The following is a 17411-nucleotide window of genomic DNA, read 5'->3' on the forward strand; positions in this document are numbered from 1 at the left end:
CTTCGAGAGCCCGCTTACACCGAGACTGGCGGAGAGCTATCGTCGAGGAGCGTTCGACGCACTCACTACTCCGTACGATCGGTACTTCTGGGGAGTGTAACGGCTGACAACCAGAAGTCTTCTAACGCTCGGATGGTCGCTTTTAGTTCGTCAGGTCCCGCCGGTTTCGAAATACAGGCGTTTGCGTTCGATTCGTAGATGTCACAGATCTCGCGTTCGGATACTGACCCGGTCGTGACGATCACGGGAATGTGTTTGTGGGCCGGATCACTCTTCAGTTTCGCTAGCACTTCGTTTCCAGCCATCTCCCGGAGGTGCCAGTCGAGGATAATGAGATCCGGTCGAGGAGTGTCAGCGTAGTCGCCGCGTTGAGTCACGGCATCGAGCGCGTCCGATCCAGTCGAGACGACGTGGAGAACCTCTCCGAGCCCCATCTCGTGACACACCTCCTCTACGAGTCGGGCATCACCCGAATTTGCCTCTACGAGCAGGACTTGCTCGACCTCGCTCGATCTGGTCATTAGTCCATAGTGACAGGCGCCACATATGGATGTTAGCATGCATCAGAACTGTTGAGAGCAGTGGTGAGTTGAGCGCCTCGTCTCGCGACAACTACTGACAGAACAACCGACACGGTGTCGGCTGCCGGGAGAACAAAACCGAGACGGTACGACTACGCCGTCTCGAACCCACACAGCACGCCCTGGCCATCCGTCTGTCCGATGTCGGGCAGCGTCGCGCGCTCGGGGTGGGGCATCAGGACCGCGACGGTGTCGCGCTCGCCTGTGACTCCCGCGACGTTGTGCTTCGAGCCGTTCGGATTCACGTCCGGTCCCACCTGGCCATTCTCGTCGCAGTATCGGAAAAGGACGCGACCCTCGGCTTCGAGTTCCTCGAGCCGACCGTCGTCGATCTCGTACCGGCCCTCGCCGTGAGCGATCGGTACCTCGATCACCTCGCCCTCATCGTAGGCCTCCGTCCAGGGAGTGTCTGTGCGCTCGACGCGCAGGTAGACGTGTTCACACTGGAAGCGGGCGCTCTCGTTGGTCGTGAACGCCCCCTCAGTGAGTCCGGACTCGCAGCCGACCTGGGCGCCGTTGCAGACGCCGAGGACGGGAACGCCGTCGGCGGCTGCCTCGCGGACCTCGTCCATGATCGGTGAGCGGGCTGCCATCGCGCCGGCGCGCAGGTAGTCGCCGTAGGAGAACCCACCGGGAAGCATAATCCCCGTCGTGTCTGCGGGAAGACCGTCCTCGTGCCAGACGATCTCGGCGTCGATGTCGAGGTGGGCGAGCGCGCGCAAGGCGTCACGGTCGCAGTTCGAGCCACCGAATCTGATGATCGAAACGGTCATCTACCGTTCTGCGACCTCCACGTCGTAGTCGTGGATGGTCGGGTTCGCGAGCAACCGTTCTGCCATCTCATCGGCCCGGTCGGCCGCAGCGTCTGCGTCCTCGGCGTCGAGGTCGACCTCGAACCGATCTGCAGAGCGCAGTCCCTCGAGCTCGAAGCCAAGCCGCTCTAGGGCCTGCTTCGTCGTCTCGGCCTCGGGGTCCAAGACGCCGTGTTTGAGTCGAACCGTCACCGTCGCGGTGTAGGCGGTCATCACTCGAAACCCCGTATCCGTGCTCAAAAACGCTTTCGGGTTTGATTTGTGATACACGTTCGTGGATATCGTCGGCAACCGGACGCTGGAAGCGGCTGTAAACGTAACCCAGCTCTTACGCCAGGGAAACGTTCAGGAGTACCAGCGCTACCTGGAGCGCCAGCAACACCACCAGGACGCTGGTTACGACCAGATCGTACACGAGGGCGGTTTCCGACGATCGGTCTCGGACCCGCGCGAAGGCGGCGGCGACCGCGAACGTCAGCACGGCCAGCAACGCCGACGGGAGCAGCACGGCCGAGCGAGCCGCCGTTCGCTCCGAGACCGTTCCGTCGAGCCCGAGTCGCCAGTGGATTGTCATCTGTTCGGGAACGGTGCCGTACCCCAGTACGGTCACCCCGACGACCAGTGCTGCGAGAGCGGCCCACGCCGTCGGGCCCGGGAGCGGAAACGGTACGCGCTGGTCGATTGATTCGTCCGTCACCATATTCGTCTCGACGGGTCGAAATCCAATAGGACGGTCCCCAGGGCTTCACGTGCTGAAGTTCCCATCACTCATTTATCAATGGCCCGTGTTAACGCAGACACTGTGAGTGAGGAGTGTGGGCTCGACGATCTCGCTGCCCTACTCGAAGATCCGACGGCACGGGCGATCCTCACCGAAACCGTCCGAGAACCCATGTCAGCACACGCACTTAGTGAGCGCTGTGACGCCTCGGAACCGACGATCTACCGCGACTCGAGGATCTGCGACAGTGCGATCTCCTCGTCGAGCAGACACGCGTCGACACCGAAGGTGGACACCATCACAGCGTCTACGCGACGAACTTAGCGCAAATCGTCGTCGATCTAGACGAGGACGGACTCACCGTTCGGATCGCACGACGCGAATCGATGACCGACCGGTTCACCCGGCTAATCGAGGGGATGTGACGTGGTCGACGCGCTCCTCGCGGTTGCGTCCGAACCGATCGAGCAGTTCAGCCTCGTCTCGCAGGTTCTGAAGGCGGCCCTCGGACTGACGATCGCGTATATCGCCTACCGCGGCTACCGATCGAATCGGAGTCGACCCATGCTCTTTCTCGCACTTGGGTTCGTGCTCGTCCTCGGTCTCCCGTTTGCGATCTTGCTCCTCTCGCTTTTCGTCCCCGGAATCTCGGAGTTGACGCTCGTCGCCGTGACTGAGGCGAGTCTGATTCTGGGTCTGCTCGTGATCCTCTCTGCCCTTCGAATGGACCCGTAATCGCTATCTGGTGGCCCCGTGATTGCTGTTTGGCTGACAGATGTGCGGGGGACACCCCTCGAACGAGGCTCTGTGGGACGACGCCTCCCCTCGCGAGACGCAACGAATGGCAGCGCTTTTCACGCTGCCCGCGCTCAGAAACGTACTAATGACTGCACACTCGCTCGAGTGGAGGTGGCTTCGGTGACGACCGACGTAACTGAGATCACGGTGATCGGAAGTGACGACACCGGACTCATCGCTCGCGTCACCAGCCTCCTGTTCGAGCGCGGGGTCAACATCGAGGACCTCGACCAGGCGGTTCGTGACGGCGTCTTCCGGATGTATCTGGCCGTCGATACGAGCGAGATGGTCTGTACCGAGGACACGCTCAGAAACGACCTCCACCAGCTTGGTGAGGATCTCGGCCTCGACGTTCAGGTGCGGTTCCCCGCCGATCGCGACCACCAGCAGATCGCCGTTCTCGTCACCAAAGAGAGCCACTGCTTAGAGGCGCTGTTCGAGGCGTGGACCAACGACGAGCTCGGTGCCGACATCGGTGTCGTCATCGGCAATCACGACGATCTGGAGCCGATGGCCGACCACTACGGCGTGCCGTTTCACGACATTGGCACCGAGTCGGGCGAGCAAAATGAGGACGAACTGCTCGAGGTGCTCGCCGAGTACGACGTCGATCTCATCGTCCTCGCGCGGTACATGCGCATCCTCGGACCGAACGTCGTCTTCCGCTACGAGGATCGAATCATCAACATCCATCCCTCGCTGCTGCCTGCCTTCCCCGGCGCAGAGGCCTACCGACAGGCCGTCGAAGAAGGGGTTCGCGTCGCGGGCGTCACCGCCCACTACGTGACGACGGACTTAGATCAAGGGCCGGTCATCACCCAGCGTGCGTTCGACGTCCCCGACGACGCCGACGTCGAGGAGGTAAAGCACCGCGGCCAGCCCCTAGAGGCCGATGCCCTGCTCGAGGCCGTCCAGTTGCACTTAAACGGCGACGTCTCCGTCCACCGCGGCCGGACGAAGGTTCGGGAGAACGGCGACCAGTATCAGCTGGGTCTCCCCGAGGAACTCGCGGAGTTTACGCCCGACCGCCCGATCGACGGAGTTGGCGACGTCCTCGAAGACCGATAGCACTAACGGTCGCGGCCTCTATAACACGCACTACGAAACGCTGCGAGGTAACTGAAAAATCGGCGGAGCGAAGCGGCCGATCAGTCGCCGCCGCTCGCGTCGCCGGTGGTCTCTACCGACGATCGCTCAACCTGTTCGCTTACCGAGGGTGAATCGACTGGTGCGAACGTGAGGTACGTCATGAACGCGACGATGAGCACGAGGGCGATACTCGCAACGACGGTGATGCCGACAGTTGGCTCGAACGGAAGGATGCTCGCCGTGAGCACGGTAGTGCTTTCAAGGGACGTCATGGTAGCCTAGTACCAGCTATCGACTGATCGTATATGGGCCTTACTTTCTCGATCCAGTCGTTTGGCACCTGTGAGAATGGTAGTGGATGATGAACCACTCTACCTGAACGCTGTCGGCGGCCAGAGAGTTACAGTCGACTCACGGCACCGACCGCTCTCGAGAGTGCGGGCGCATCGAAGAGCTCCCGTCCCGTGTAGGCGTTCGTTCCCGCGCAGTACATGTTGCGCGCCGTCTCGAGAATCTCGTCTGCGAGCGGTTCCGGGTCGCGGTCACAGAGGCGCTTCCAGTTGGCGACGTCCTCTCGTTTCGCCTGGACCTTCGCTGCTTCGAGCGCCTCGACCCACTCCGGTTGGGTCCGCTTGTGGTGCTGGCGCAACACCTCCTTGGACAGGGGCGTTCCCTCGTAGCTAAATCGGTTCTCGTCGAAGGTGCCGACGACGTCGGCCACCCGGATCTCTCCCTGGTAGTACAGACACTCGATCTTGCCGTCGTCGTGGGCGAGCCCTGCTGCCGTCGCCTGCTCGGTGACGACCTGGTTGACCTCACGAGCGCGTTCCTCGAGCGCTGCGATCGACGCCAGGCCGGCGATCTCGTCGGCTTCGTCCCGGCTGAGATATCGGTCGCCTTCCTCGTACTTCGTCGAGAACTCGACGATCGGTTCGTCCAACTCGACCGGTTTCTCGGGCCACTCGTCGAACGAGAGTCCGTGGTCTGCGGGGTCGGTGCGCCGGCGCAGGCTGGAGCCGATCGGAACGCGGTTGCGGAAGATGATCTCGAGTGGGATCAGGTAGTTCTCACCGGCCGCCTCGTGGTAGGCCACGTAGTCGTACTCTCGGCCCTCGTTTGGCAGCTCCGGTACCTGCGTGAGATCGATCGCCATCTCCCACGGTGGTCGCGTGGTTTCGTCGAGCGTTCGGACCTCGCCACCCTCGATAACGCCGCGGTAGTGAGTCGGGATTCCCGCAGCTTCGAGCAGTTCGAAGTTGTAGGCGCCCATTGTACAGAGGCTCGCACCCTTATCGGGGATCTGGTCGGGCATCTTCCCCCAGTCGAAGACGGAGTAGTCGTCGGTGAAGACGAACGCCCCTCGTCCCAGCTTCTCGGCGGTCGCCACCTCCTCGATTCGGAACTCCTTGACGCTCGTCATTCGAGACACCCCATCGTCGCGACACGCCGCGTCGTCGCCCGGTTTGCACCGGATCGACTCGGTCGACCCTCGATCATACTCGAACAGCCGGTGTCACGGCTCATGAAGGTTTCATTCTGTCCGTGCCGAGAGACAGCAGTCGATCTCAGCCGAATCGCGACCCGTGTGGACCCGATTCACCACGTTTTTCTCGTTGTACGCGGTTCGTTGTGACGATGGAGCGACCGGTCACTGACGCCGATCTCGCCTTCGAACACGTTCCCGAGACGGGCCAGTCTTTCGAGAACGCGCTCGCGAAGGCGCGAGACGGCGTCCGACTCTCGGTCGACGACGCGATCGAGCTGCTGACGACGGGGACGGAGGGCTCCGGAATCGATCCCCGGCGCAAGGAACAGGTGCTCGAGGCTGCCGACCGTCGGCGGGCCGAGGTCGTCGGCGAGGAGGTCACCTTCGTCGCGAACTTGAACAACAACGTCACCACCGCCTGTAACGTCGGCTGTCTGTTCTGTAACTTCAAAGATTCGGCCCATCTGTTCGAGTCGGACCGGCAAGAGGCATCCGGCCCCAAGACCGTCGGGTTCACCAAGACGCCCGAGCAGTCCCGCGAGATCGTCCGTGATGCGGTCGATCGCGGAACCTACGAGGTTTGCTCGGTTTCGGGCTTACACCCCGCGTTCGCCCTCGACGACGAGCACCGCGAAATTCTCGACGCCCGCGCGGCCGACGACCCCGAGGCGGCCGCCCGGGCGGTCAACTACAAATCCCCAGTGCGGTACGACACCGATCCCGGAACCTACGCCGACCAGATCGCGGCGATGAGCGTCGACGGTGTCCACGTCCACTCGATGACCCCCGAAGAGGCCTACCACGCCCGTCGAGGCACCGACTGGTCCTACGAGGAGGTCTATCGTCGACTCCGAGATGCGGGGCTCGATACGGTGCCGGGAACGGCCGCTGAGATCCTCGTCGACGAGGTTCGTGACGTCATCTGCCCGGGCAAGATCGACACTGACGGCTGGCTGCGCGCGATGGAGGCGGCTGCGAACGTCGGACTCGGGCTCACTGCCACGATCATGTACGGCCACGTCGAGAACGAAGCTCACCGTGCGATCCATTTACAACGGGTGCGGGACCTCCAGGAGCGCGTCGACGGCGCGATTACGGAGTTCGTCCCGCTTTCGTTCGTCCACCAGAACACGCCTTTGTACGAGCACGACGTGGTTTCGGGTGGTGCCTCCCAGGACGAGGACGAACTGATGATCGCCGTCTCGCGGCTGTTCCTCGACAATATCGAGCACATCCAGTCCTCCTGGGTCAAGTACGGCGACGAGGGTGGGCTGAAGATGCTCGCTTGCGGTGCCGACGACTTCATGGGGACGATCCTCTCTGAGGAGATCACCAAACGCGCCGGCGGCGAGTACGGCGAGTTCCGATCGGTCGCCGACTACGCCGATCTGATCTCCTCGATCGGGCGGATCCCTGTCGAGCGCTCGACGGATTACGAGCAACGCCGTGTCGTCGACCCCGACGAGTCGCCGCTTGGACCCCAACTCGGTCCGAAAGCCGACGGTACACCGCTGCTCGCACGTAACGAGCGCTCCCAGCTGGTCGACAATTGATCGCAACCGCTGTAGAGATCGGTGAGCCAAAGAGTGCCATCGTGATCCGATCGAGATTGTTATCGCTTTTAGTGTCGGTACTGGACGACCTACGCACCCACTCACAGCCGTCAGATCAGTGGCTGTGGCGGCTGAACAACGCGACCTAGAGAACCAGCGTTCTGTTACATAGGATTGTAATATGTCTACAATATCCTCTTCCTTGATTTTGAGGTGTTTCACCATTATCGGGGCTTTTCGGCAATTTTGGCAGTTTTATTGCGGTATCTCTAATCAAGGCATCTGTTCCGGACTGAATGATAGTGTACGAACTGAACAATTAAGAAGGGTGGTGTTGTTTCCCCTAGAACGAACTACCAGTTGCGTGGAAGAAGACAGGGAGTTCCCGAACGGGCGCCTTCAGAGCGCAACGCGTTTTGATGGACAACACGCGGGCTTCGATCTTGGGGACGTTTCTATCCGCTTGTTTTGCCACGTTTCTTCTAACTCTGCGTCGGAGCTCTCGTCAACCAGGTTTGCGAGTAACTGTTCAAATCAACTCAACGGCCCTGCTCACACACCTGAATGTCATACGGACCCCTTCTACGGAGGTGTGGACTGGAGCCAGTGATCTACTCTCCTCGCTTCTAGCTCACTCCTTCTTTGAGTTTCGTTTCGCTATACCGCTGTTCTTTGGCGTACGGCTGATCGTTGATCTCGATGGTTCTGGCTTCGACATCTTGGTGACTTGCGAACCGGTCGCCGATCAGCATCCTTTCGTTTCCGCTTTTGATGGCGAACGAATCGATGTGCGTATTGCCCGGATAGCCTTCGGAGTGGGTCAGTTCGACTTTTCCAGTGATTTCGCGCTGTTCACCGGTTAGTACGTCACGTCCGACGATTCGTGCGTACACGGGTTCGTCTAACACGGCGAGATCCCGCTTGCAGTGTTGGATGGACGCGTACTGTTGTGGAAATCCGATCTGTGTATTACTCGCCGAGAGTTGGCGCTCGGACGTCGTCCAAATAGTGCTCTGGAAGAACTCGATCGCGATCGACACCATCTCCGAGTCACAGAGGATGACTCCGTAGTCGTCGGTCTTGTTCTTGATCAATTCACGGGAAGCGTACACCAAGTAGCTGCCATCTGCGACGGCGACGACCGGGGTCGTGACACCACGGCGGGCACGAGCGTCTGTGGCGACACTATCGTAATCAAAGAATTCAGACGAGGATGCTCTGGAAGCCGGTGACACTATCAGACTCGTCGTGACATTCCGAGCTGCCGCGTCGCGAAGTTCGTCCTCGAACTTTTCTAGCAACCCAGGCGTAAGGGAGATGAACAACTCGCGCTCTGCGCTGGCAATCACTTCGTCGATATACCGGAGTATCGTCGACCGCGATTTCACGAGGGAGCCGTTCTCCATCTTTTCGGTCGGTGAATTATATTCCCGTTTCAGATCCTCGACAACGTTGTTCAACTCGCAGATATGCTTGGAAAAGGCTTCCTCAGGGTCAACTGCGACGATACGAATCGGTCTTGACTCGTGTACCTCCACCAATCCGGTCTCAGCCAGGCTTCGAGCGACGTCGTAGACGCGCGACTGTGGAATACTGGAGTGTTCTGCGAGTTCGCGCGCAGTCAACGCCCCGTGTTCGACGACCGTTACGTATCCCTCTATCTCGTATTTTTTGACGTCGAACTTCTGCATAATCTGCTGGAAGTCGGTCGATAGATCCTCTGTGGACATATGTTACTATTACACATACTATTCTATATAAAGATTTTGTCTAGATAAATATGCCATATTATACCACATCTCCAGTTCAGCGCTACGGACCTCGAGTTCCAGAGGGGTGATATAGATGACTTGAATTGGAGGGAGGAATCATTCGCAAATTTTCACCACAAGAAAATAACGAACATCGGCACGATGTGGGAAAAAGACGCCATCTCGCAACATACTGCGTTGCGCTTCACCAGCAAGCAGGGTGGTAGATTACCTCGAAACACTTCGATAGAGGGGTGTCAGTTGGAACGGCGGTGCGTGATGTCGCTGCTGCGGTGTGATCCCCTCCGATAACACTACGCAGATGCACCACACGCATATTTTCAGAATCTTCTCTACTCGCGGTAAAACTCTTAGCAACAGCTACCGTTTCCGTTCCTGGCTTGAGAAAACACATCGATAGGGGTGTGTGTGAAAATTGCCAAAACAATAGTTAAGAATCCTTCCACGGATATTTTCTCTCAAATAGTTAGAGATATTTTACTAGAGTGTGGTTGGCTCCTAGACACTGAATTGGGATTCGTGGACAATTCTTCGTAATATGACTTGGAGTAGATCTCTTTTTGGGTCTGGGAATTAGTCCGACATCAGAGAGATTTATTAACTGAATCTATATTATTTCGGTCTGTCACTCAAAAGAGACTGCGACCTTGATTCGGTCGTCACTGGTTTCGAAGGCAGTCGCGACATCGTCGGGTTCGACCACGTGAGTGATGATTTCGTCGGTAAACCAGTCCGGATAGCGCTGAAGCGTCTCGACAGCGGCCTCGAAGTGTGGGACGTGGGAGTTGACGCTGCCGACGAGGGCCTTGTTCTCGAGAACGAACTCCCGGTGGAACTTCCCACCGTCGATCTCGAACTCCCAGTCGCCCGGAATGCCCAGCAGGGCGCCGACGCCGTTTGGCGCCAGCGCCTCGACCGTCTCGAACGCGTGCTTCGCGTAGCCGGTCGCCTCGTAAACGAAGTCAAGTGGCTCATGAGCCTCGGGAACGTCGGTGACGGGCGTCTTCCGAGAGTCGACGTAGGTCGCCCCCAGCCGTTCGATGATGTCGATCGTCGGATCCGGCCGGTCGCGCCGGCCCAGACAGTACGTGCGCTCGAAGGGCTGGCCAGTGCCACTGAGCATCGCGAGCGTCAGGAGACCGAGTGGACCGTTACCCAAGACCATCGCGGACTCGGGCTGCCACTCGAACGATGACCGGGAGGCAGTTGCCAGCTCCAGGGCCTTCTCGGAGTTACTGATCGGTTCGACGAGGAAGCCGGTCTCTGCGAGTTCCTCGGGGATCGGAACCAGGAATTCGGGCTCGCTCGTGACGTACTCTGTCATGAAGCCGTGCGCACCGGCGATCCCGCGCTCGACGTACGCGCCGTCGGGAGCCATGTCGGGTTCGCCGCGCTCGAAGTACTCGTTGGTGCCGTCGGCCGGCGGACGCCGAACCGTCGGAACGACGTGCTGTCCTTCGGCGAGTGAGGTCCCGTTCGACTCTTCGACGACGCCGACGGCTTCGTGGCCGAGGATCTGGTAGTCCGACCCCTCGGGGTAGCCGCCGTGGTTGCCGTCGATGACCTCGTGGTCGGTTCCGTCGATGCCGACCCGGAGGATCCGTATCAGAACCTCCCCCTCCGATGGCTCCGGACGCTCGACGTCGATAACGCGAGGGCGACTCTCGCCCCGCTCGACGGCGATGGCGAGCATTTCAGCTTCCCTCCCCGTTTCGGAGATTCGTTTCGATTCGTTCGACGACGTACTCCGCCTCGGCGTCGGTCAGACACATCGGGCTGATGGTAAACCGACCGTCCGGGAGCGCGTCGGCGCCGACGAACACTCGCGGCTCCTCGCGACGGAGTGCGCCGACGAGATCGGTTGCAACCGCCGGGCCGACCTCGACTTGAACGTCGACTTCGGGGGCGACAGAAATGTCGGAGTTGTCGATCGACGGATCGAGGCCGTCGACGGTCTCGAGGCTGGTTGCGATTTCCTCGGCGCGAGCGAGCCACTCCTCACTGGTTGCCTCGTGGTCTTCCTCGCGGAACGCCTCGAGGGCCGCGAGGAGTCCGGCGAGTTCCTCCTTGCCGACCTTGAGCGGGCGGCCGATCCCCTGTTTGGGGACGCCATCGATCTTACTCGTGTCCATGAGTTCCTGTGGTGGTTCCCAGACATCCTCGGCGGCGTGCATGTCCAGGTGCTGGAAGGCGACGGACTCGATCAGGTCCGCTCGTCCAGCGAGGATCCCCGTGGTTTGGGGCCCGCGGATCCCCTTCCCGCCCGAGAACGCCACTAGATCCGCACCCTGCTCGGTGAACCACGAGAGGTTTTCGACCGGCGGTAGTTCTGCGGCAGCGTCGACGATCACCGGGAGGTCGTGCTCGTGAGCGATTTCACAGACTTCTGATAGCGGCGGCGTACCGTAGGCCTTGTAAATGTGGCCGATCGCGACGGTGTCCTCGGAGATTGCGTCCGCGTACTCCCAGGGTTCGACGTCGCGCGAGCCGGTACCGAGATACCGGTCGTTCGAACCGATATCGACGATCGTCGCGCCAGCCGTCCGCAGCGCGTGGTCGTAGCCGGTGCGGTGGGTTCGGGGCATGATGATCTCGTCGGCGACGCCCTCGGTGTCGGGCAGTCGCGCCATCGTTCCCGGATCGTCGCCCGCGATACAGGCGGCCGCCGAGAGGACGAGTGCCCCTGCGGCGCCGTTCGTGACGTAGCCGGCTTCAGCGCCGGTCACGTCGGCGATTCGCTCGCTAGCCGCAGCCTGAAGATCTGAGAGACGGACGAATCGCTGTGACGCGCGGGACATTGCGTCGACCGCCTCGGGACGGATGCGGCTCCCCCCAATTCGGGTTTTCGTTCCGGACGCGTTGATGACCGCAGGAACGCCGAACTCGTTGTATATATTCTCGTCTGGCATCTACTAGCCGCTTTTCTCCCACAGTAGTATAGTTTATCATATTTTGGTATCGGCTCGGAGATGAGTGCACATCAGTCACCGCGCTTCTCCACGTCCCGCTCCAGTCCGCTGGCTGGTTGGGCAATTATCTGCACTTGGTGAACTCACCAGCTATAAGAGTGGGACGCTCAGCCAGCGAGTCGTGGTCGATACTGTCGGTGCTGGAACCGATCCGGTCCGACCGTAGCCATTACAAACATAGGTGTGTAATTCACTCTGATTCAAATCCATCCTCTATGATCTGCCTTGAGACAGTTCTTTCACACGCGTCGTCACCCACTAACCGGCGCATAGCAACCGGCTATGACCGCACGCGAATAGTTTGTTGTGGCGGTACTACAATGCAGTTCAACTGAAATTAGACGGTGTTTTTCACAGAATAATATATATTCTATAGTGGTTGAATTATTATAAAATCTTTTTGATGAACAGCGGTAACTGATCTGATATGCCAAAGAGACCAATGGCTGATTCGGAACATACTGATTCTAATACGGGTCGGAGACTAGCCCAGGGGCTCGGTGGGCTGGGTGCGGTCGGACTGGCCGGCTGCCTGGGCGACAGCGACGACAACGGCGACGACGACAACGGAGAAGACGAGCCAAACGGGAACGGGCCAGAAAACGGTAATGGTCCAGAAAACGGCAACGGGAACGGTGAGCCCGAGCAGACGTACTGGCATCGGGAGCTGCAGCCCGAGTGGGGCGAGCCCGACCCAGAGGCGGCGACCGACTGGGATAACTACGAGATCAGCGCCGTCCTCGAGCAAGATTACCTGATGGCCATCGACACCGGCCCCGACGACCGCGTCTGGTACATCGAACGCGGCGAATCATTCCCCGTCTGGGGAGACGGGACGTGCGACGTGGGTTGGGTCGACCCCGATACCGAGGAACACGAAGCTGTCCTCGAACTCGACGTCAAATTCGGCTACGAGGACGGGCAAGACGTAGATCAAACGTCGCGTGAACTAGGCGGTCAGGGTATCGCGCTGGACCCGGCGTTCGGGGAGAACGGCCACGTCTACATCTGCTACCATCCTTCCTCGGAAGATATGGAAGACATCGGCACGAGCCCGTACGAAGAGTTCTACGACGGCGAGATCACATGGGGGTATATGCTGGTCTCACGCTTTGCGTTCGATGGCGACGTGATCGATCCCGCCTCCGAAGAAGAGATCATCCGCATTCCGATACAACTCGATGGCTGCTGCCACCACGGCGGCAGCATCCAGTTCGGCCCCGAAGGTCACCTCTACATCTCGACGGGAGATAATACGCAAGCAACACCAGATCTCGCGCCGCTTGACGACCGTGAAAGCGTGCATCCGGCGTTCGATGCGGCACGGACATCCGGAAATACGGCGGACCTCCGTGGCAAAATCCTTCGGATCACGCCCGACGAGGACGGGGGCTATTCCGTTCCGGACGGCAATCTGAAGGAGAAACACGAGGAGCATCTGGGCGAGGAGTTCGACGACGAGGAGTTCCGACCCGAGATTCACTCGATGGGCTTTCGAAATCCGTTCGTCTTCTCGATCGACGAACACACAGGAGCCATCTTCACCGGCGACTACGCTCCTGGGGGCGGTAATTGGAACACGGATCGTGGTCCAATGGGAATCTCCGGCTACCAGCTGATCTGTGAGCCGAGCAACGCGGGATGGCCGTTCTTCAAGGGGTACTATCCGTACCGTCGGTACGACTACGAAAGCGACGAGCTCGGGCAGCCGTACTGGATGGACAACCCGCGGAACGATTCGCGCAACAACACGGGGCTCGAGCGAATTCCACCGATCACGCCGGACTTGATCTGGCACCCCCAGACCGGCCAAGGCGAAGCGTATACTGACGCTCCCGCGTGGGTAGATATGCCCCGGCCTGGAGAGCGCACGTGGCCGATCGTCGAAGAGGCTGGCGGTGTGAACGGGGGACCGTCGTACCGGTACTCAGAGGAGTTCGGTGAGGGGGCGCTCGATCCGTACTTCGAGGGCAAGCAGTTCTTCATGGCGCCGTACGGGACGAACATCGGGCCGTTTTACATCACGTTCGCGGAGGACGGGAGTATCGAGATCGACGAGTTCTTGCCGGACGCGCCGTGGCACACACCGATGGAGATCAAGTACGATCCGCAGGGCCGTCTCTACGTGTTGAACTACGCTGAGGATGGCTCTGGTGCCATCTACATGGTCGAGTACGACGGCTGAGGAAACCGATACCGGCATCGGGAGAAAGGATCTTGTATCCTGAAAGAGAGCCACTGTGGGGACAGAATACACTTATACTCAGATCGACGTGAAATCAATCGATACACCACACGAGCCCAGCAAATAACCACAGTCAGGCTACCGATTTGCAAGTACAATTCGGTCAATTTCCAGCATAGAACCGTTCGATCAATCTGTACCGAGCTACTTTCGAGCGTTTCTCTGCAGACATACTCATCTGTTACCGGCGAGCGCCGATTGCTGGTTTAAACGAACCGAACAACTCTACCCGGTTCGTTCGTGGACTGAAGTTCTGAAAATAAGGAGTCTTATATACAATGAACAATTATGGCTAAAAGAGAGTTAGTAATGAACGACAGAGTATTTGACACGAGTACCGGAACCAACGACCGGACGGGGAAGCGTGACCGACGAACGTTCCTCCACGCACTAGGGATAACAGGCGTAGTGAGTAGTGCAGGATGCCTCTCCGACCTGAACGGTGACGAGAACGGTGACGATGGCGATGATGGAGAACCGTCCGCAGGTGCTACCTTCTCGGTCACCATTACAGATGCGTATGCAGAATAGCGAGTGACATTCAGTAACGTTCCAGAGAGACGATTGCAAAATATCGATACCAAACCCATGACTGACCTACAACCGATTATCAACAACTTGCAAGAGGAACGACAGCGGATCATTACGATTCGGAAGAAAATTCCCACCACAGAGTACGAGCGGATAAACCACTATCAGGCAGCTGAGGGCCGGATCAGGCAGGCGATCGAAGCGCTCGAAGAGGAACTTGAAGATGAGTGATGTATATCCGTACGCGTTGTTGCTGGAAGACCCGACATCGGAGATGGGGATCAGCTGGATCGACGACACGGGCGAGAGCGGTGGGGCGAGCCAGACGGTCTCGTATGGGACGGAGCCAGACGCATTGGCGGAGAGCGAAGAGGCCGAGGGCGAGGAGTTTCCGGAGTCTGACGGCGCCTACGTCTACCACACGACACTGACGGGGCTCGAACCCGACACCACCTACCACATCGAAATCGACGCCACCGACTCCCTCACCCACCAGTTCAACACGTTCCCGCTCGAACGGCCCGAAGAGATGCGGATCGGAATCACCTCCGATCATCACCCCTGGCGCGAGGGCATCGGGATGGCTGACGCCGGAAATGGGGCGGCCGTGATGGAGGAGTTCGGTCAGTTCGAACCGGACATCGTCTACTACCCTGGTGACTTCGTCACTTTTGCAACCAGCCACACGACCGAAGACACGGAAAATTGGCTTACGTGGTTCGACGACTACATGGGGGGAATCAACCAGGGCTACCTCAAACCGTTCTTCGCCGGCGCCGGAAACCATGAACTCGCCGAAATCGTCGGTTGTTGCTGGGAAGGGCGGAAGGAGGGATTCGACTACGAGGATCTAACGCCGGATGCGGGGTACTTCCAGATGCTCTTCCCGAATATCGTCGAGTTAGACCCGGTCGGGGAGAACTACGGGAGCGTGACGATTTCGGACTACCTGCAGCTGGTGATGCTCGACTCGCACTCGGCGTTCGTCGACGATCAAGCCGAGTGGCTCGCCGAGACGATCGATCCGTCGGTAGATCTCGTCGTGCCAGGCTGTCACCAACCCATGTTGCCTGGTGGTGACCGCGGCAGTTACGAGTTGATGGCGAGTATGCGGTCGCTGTGGGGACCAATCCTCCACGAGGCGCCGAACGTCCAGTGTTACTTCGTTGGCAATGAACACGCCTACAAGAATACGCTTCCCTGGACGATCGTCGACGACGAACCCGACCACGACAACTACTTCGACCTCGACGACGAGTTCTTCGACCTGGAAGACGTCGGCTACATGGTCGTCGATGACGGGGTGACGACGACCGAAGACACCATCACCAAAGAGAACGGCATCATCGAGTTCGGCGACGGCTGGCCGAACAATCGTGCGATCCCGTCCGAGGAGGGCGACTGGTTCCTCAATTATGCCGAAGGAGATAGTGTGGATGAGGCACAGTACCAGCTTCTGGACATCTATTCGGAGTCGATGACGATCTCGGAGGTGAACCAGGTCGGCGAGGCGATGGCAAGTTTCGACTTCGAACTCGCAAACGTCGAGGGTGACGGAGCGATCGTCCAGGCGGGTGAGACGCTCGTCGTCGAAGCAGAGGTCACCAACGACGGCGACGAGGCTGGAACCCAGGAGATCACAATGCTTCGGGACAGCTCGGTCGTCGATTCTGTCAGTGACGTCGAGATCGATCCTGGCGAATCGGAGACGGTCGTCCTCGAGTGGGACGTGATGAGCGGTCACGAGGGTACCTGGGAGATTGAGGTCGTAAGCGACGACGAGTCGGATTCGATCGAGGTTACCGTCCCGTCCAGTATCGGAGCAAACTGACGGAGAGCAAATCGGGTACGTTCTTGCTCGAGAGCTCTCCGTTCTTACGTACTCAGAGTGCCCCTCCAGTCGATACTGCTTCGATTCGTGGCTTCGATTCGTGTGTTGCTTCCGTCCGATCGTTTCACTCTCAGATACGCAAACTCGAACGAAACTTTATCTGTATAATACGTCTACGAGAGTGTATGCGACGTCGGTACGTTCTCGCCTCTAGTGTCGGACTGCTCGTCGGGAGCGCTGGGTGTCTCGACGAGGTCGACGTTCCGAGAGATGACGATGATGCGGAGGACGATACAAACGGCAACAAGACCGATGAAGATGACGACGGAGATACTAATGGTGAGGCTGCAAATTTCGAGGTTTTAGCTCTCGACCAGGCGACAATCGAGGTAACAGGAGAGGAACCTATCGACGTTCACGCGACCGTGACCAACACCGGCGATCGAGCGGGTGAGCGAACGGTCCGACTGTGGATCGGTACCGATGTCGTCTCTACACGAGAGATATCGCTCGAACCGGGCGAAGAGGAGACCGTCTCGTTCGAGGATGTCGCACTCGCTGATTTTGGACCCGGTGAGTACACGATACTCGTCACCTCGGGGAATACGGAAACGACTGGCACGCTACTAATAGAGCAATCCCTCGACCCCGACGACTGGGCAGATGTAACCTCAGTTCGGCTCTTGGCCCACAGTGCCGGCTGGATCGGCGTCGAACCGACAATGATCGAAGGAGTAGAGAACCCAACCGTTCTCCTGTCCGAGGGAGTCGAATACGAACTCACCTGGGAAGAAGACGACTGTAGCAGCCACAACATCGAACTCAGAGATGTGAACGATCAGGTCGTCGGTGAGTATGTGACACCAATCGAAGGTGGATGTGGGGTTACACAGTCGCTTACGTTCGAGGCAGACTCGGATATGCAATATTACGTCTGCGACCCCCACGCGAGTTCGATGCGAGGGAGGATCGAACTCGCGTAGTCTCGCCGCACGTCGATCGTTCAGAAACTGTCTTGCAGAG

The 17411-nt window shown here is 59.1% G+C and carries 17 protein-coding genes and 1 pseudogene; 9 read left to right on the forward strand and 9 right to left on the reverse strand.

The window, feature by feature from the left end:
- Positions 1-65: 65 nt before the first annotated feature.
- The 4 genes from OB905_00335 to OB905_00350 form a co-directional block, all read right to left on the reverse strand.
- A complete protein-coding gene (locus OB905_00335) occupies positions 66-521 on the reverse strand; it encodes a response regulator (protein ID MCU4924433.1) in 456 nt (151 codons plus the stop codon).
- A 152-nt stretch (positions 522-673) separates the two neighbouring features.
- A complete protein-coding gene (gene purQ, locus OB905_00340) occupies positions 674-1354 on the reverse strand; it encodes a phosphoribosylformylglycinamidine synthase I (protein ID MCU4924434.1) in 681 nt (226 codons plus the stop codon).
- Positions 1355-1606: a phosphoribosylformylglycinamidine synthase subunit PurS gene (purS, locus tag OB905_00345; protein MCU4924435.1), complete on the reverse strand. Its 252-nt coding sequence runs from the start codon at positions 1604-1606 to the stop codon at positions 1355-1357.
- A 115-nt stretch (positions 1607-1721) separates the two neighbouring features.
- Positions 1722-2090: a hypothetical protein gene (locus tag OB905_00350; GenBank protein MCU4924436.1), complete on the reverse strand. Its 369-nt coding sequence runs from the start codon at positions 2088-2090 to the stop codon at positions 1722-1724.
- Between the two features lie 105 nt (positions 2091-2195).
- Here OB905_00350 and OB905_00355 point away from each other — a divergent pair.
- From OB905_00355 to OB905_00365, 3 genes and pseudogenes are all read left to right on the forward strand, one after another.
- A pseudogene (locus OB905_00355) lies at positions 2196-2539 on the forward strand (winged helix-turn-helix domain-containing protein).
- Position 2540: 1 nt separating this feature from the next.
- Positions 2541-2849 (forward strand): hypothetical protein, encoded by a 309-nt coding sequence (locus OB905_00360; protein ID MCU4924437.1) that lies wholly within the window; start codon positions 2541-2543, stop codon positions 2847-2849.
- Positions 2850-3032: 183 nt separating this feature from the next.
- The gene (locus OB905_00365; protein MCU4924438.1) at positions 3033-3980 is read left to right on the forward strand and encodes a formyltetrahydrofolate deformylase; all 948 of its coding nucleotides are present in this window, start codon (positions 3033-3035) and stop codon (positions 3978-3980) included.
- A gap of 80 nt (positions 3981-4060) precedes the next feature.
- Here the strand turns inward: OB905_00365 and OB905_00370 are convergent, their stop codons facing one another.
- Positions 4061-4273, reverse strand: coding sequence for a hypothetical protein (locus OB905_00370; GenBank protein MCU4924439.1), 213 nt, complete (start codon positions 4271-4273; stop codon positions 4061-4063).
- A gap of 128 nt (positions 4274-4401) precedes the next feature.
- Positions 4402-5421, reverse strand: coding sequence for a phosphoribosylaminoimidazolesuccinocarboxamide synthase (locus tag OB905_00375; GenBank protein ID MCU4924440.1), 1020 nt, complete (start codon positions 5419-5421; stop codon positions 4402-4404).
- A gap of 215 nt (positions 5422-5636) precedes the next feature.
- On the opposite strand from OB905_00375, the gene cofH reads away from it, so the two are divergent.
- Entirely contained in the window at positions 5637-7040 is a 1404-nt protein-coding gene (cofH, locus tag OB905_00380) for a 7,8-didemethyl-8-hydroxy-5-deazariboflavin synthase subunit CofH (GenBank protein MCU4924441.1), read from the forward strand.
- A 626-nt stretch (positions 7041-7666) separates the two neighbouring features.
- Here the strand turns inward: cofH and OB905_00385 are convergent.
- The 3 genes from OB905_00385 to OB905_00395 form a co-directional block, all read right to left on the reverse strand.
- A complete protein-coding gene (locus OB905_00385) occupies positions 7667-8770 on the reverse strand; it encodes a TrmB family transcriptional regulator (protein ID MCU4924442.1) in 1104 nt (367 codons plus the stop codon).
- 667 nt (positions 8771-9437) lie between these two features.
- Positions 9438-10505: a glucose 1-dehydrogenase gene (locus OB905_00390; GenBank protein MCU4924443.1), complete on the reverse strand. Its 1068-nt coding sequence runs from the start codon at positions 10503-10505 to the stop codon at positions 9438-9440.
- A 1-nt stretch (position 10506) separates the two neighbouring features.
- A complete protein-coding gene (locus tag OB905_00395; protein ID MCU4924444.1) occupies positions 10507-11721 on the reverse strand; it encodes an aminotransferase class V-fold PLP-dependent enzyme in 1215 nt (404 codons plus the stop codon).
- Between the two features lie 487 nt (positions 11722-12208).
- On the opposite strand from OB905_00395, the gene OB905_00400 reads away from it, so the two are divergent.
- The 5 genes from OB905_00400 to OB905_00420 all read left to right on the forward strand — a co-directional run bounded on the left by OB905_00400 (position 12209) and on the right by OB905_00420 (position 17371).
- Positions 12209-13966: a PQQ-dependent sugar dehydrogenase gene (locus tag OB905_00400; GenBank protein MCU4924445.1), complete on the forward strand. Its 1758-nt coding sequence runs from the start codon at positions 12209-12211 to the stop codon at positions 13964-13966.
- A 468-nt stretch (positions 13967-14434) separates the two neighbouring features.
- Entirely contained in the window at positions 14435-14557 is a 123-nt protein-coding gene (locus OB905_00405) for a hypothetical protein (GenBank protein ID MCU4924446.1), read from the forward strand.
- A gap of 57 nt (positions 14558-14614) precedes the next feature.
- Positions 14615-14788, forward strand: a complete 174-nt coding sequence (locus OB905_00410) for a hypothetical protein (protein ID MCU4924447.1) — start codon at positions 14615-14617, stop codon at positions 14786-14788.
- Positions 14781-16388: a fibronectin type III domain-containing protein gene (locus OB905_00415; GenBank protein MCU4924448.1), complete on the forward strand. Its 1608-nt coding sequence runs from the start codon at positions 14781-14783 to the stop codon at positions 16386-16388. Before OB905_00410 ends, OB905_00415 begins: the two co-directional genes overlap by 8 nt.
- A gap of 185 nt (positions 16389-16573) precedes the next feature.
- Positions 16574-17371: a plastocyanin/azurin family copper-binding protein gene (locus OB905_00420; protein MCU4924449.1), complete on the forward strand. Its 798-nt coding sequence runs from the start codon at positions 16574-16576 to the stop codon at positions 17369-17371.
- The last annotated feature ends 40 nt before the right edge of the window (positions 17372-17411 follow it).

It is taken from the genome of Halobacteria archaeon AArc-dxtr1 (assembly GCA_025517425.1).
Taxonomy (GTDB): Archaea; Halobacteriota; Halobacteria; order Halobacteriales; family Natrialbaceae; genus Halostagnicola.

Coding starts and splice junctions, on each gene's coding strand:
- OB905_00335 (MCU4924433.1), bottom strand. CDS start 521: ATGACCAGATCGAGCGAGGTCGAGCAAGTCCTGCTCGTAGAGGCAAAT.
- purQ (MCU4924434.1), bottom strand. CDS start 1,354: ATGACCGTTTCGATCATCAGATTCGGTGGCTCGAACTGCGACCGTGAC.
- purS (MCU4924435.1), bottom strand. CDS start 1,606: ATGACCGCCTACACCGCGACGGTGACGGTTCGACTCAAACACGGCGTC.
- OB905_00370 (MCU4924439.1), bottom strand. CDS start 4,273: ATGACGTCCCTTGAAAGCACTACCGTGCTCACGGCGAGCATCCTTCCG.
- OB905_00375 (MCU4924440.1), bottom strand. CDS start 5,421: ATGACGAGCGTCAAGGAGTTCCGAATCGAGGAGGTGGCGACCGCCGAG.
- cofH (MCU4924441.1), top strand. CDS start 5,637: ATGGAGCGACCGGTCACTGACGCCGATCTCGCCTTCGAACACGTTCCC.
- OB905_00385 (MCU4924442.1), bottom strand. CDS start 8,770: ATGTCCACAGAGGATCTATCGACCGACTTCCAGCAGATTATGCAGAAG.
- OB905_00390 (MCU4924443.1), bottom strand. CDS start 10,505: ATGCTCGCCATCGCCGTCGAGCGGGGCGAGAGTCGCCCTCGCGTTATC.
- OB905_00395 (MCU4924444.1), bottom strand. CDS start 11,721: ATGCCAGACGAGAATATATACAACGAGTTCGGCGTTCCTGCGGTCATC.
- OB905_00400 (MCU4924445.1), top strand. CDS start 12,209: ATGCCAAAGAGACCAATGGCTGATTCGGAACATACTGATTCTAATACG.
- OB905_00410 (MCU4924447.1), top strand. CDS start 14,615: ATGACTGACCTACAACCGATTATCAACAACTTGCAAGAGGAACGACAG.
- OB905_00415 (MCU4924448.1), top strand. CDS start 14,781: ATGAGTGATGTATATCCGTACGCGTTGTTGCTGGAAGACCCGACATCG.
- OB905_00420 (MCU4924449.1), top strand. CDS start 16,574: ATGCGACGTCGGTACGTTCTCGCCTCTAGTGTCGGACTGCTCGTCGGG.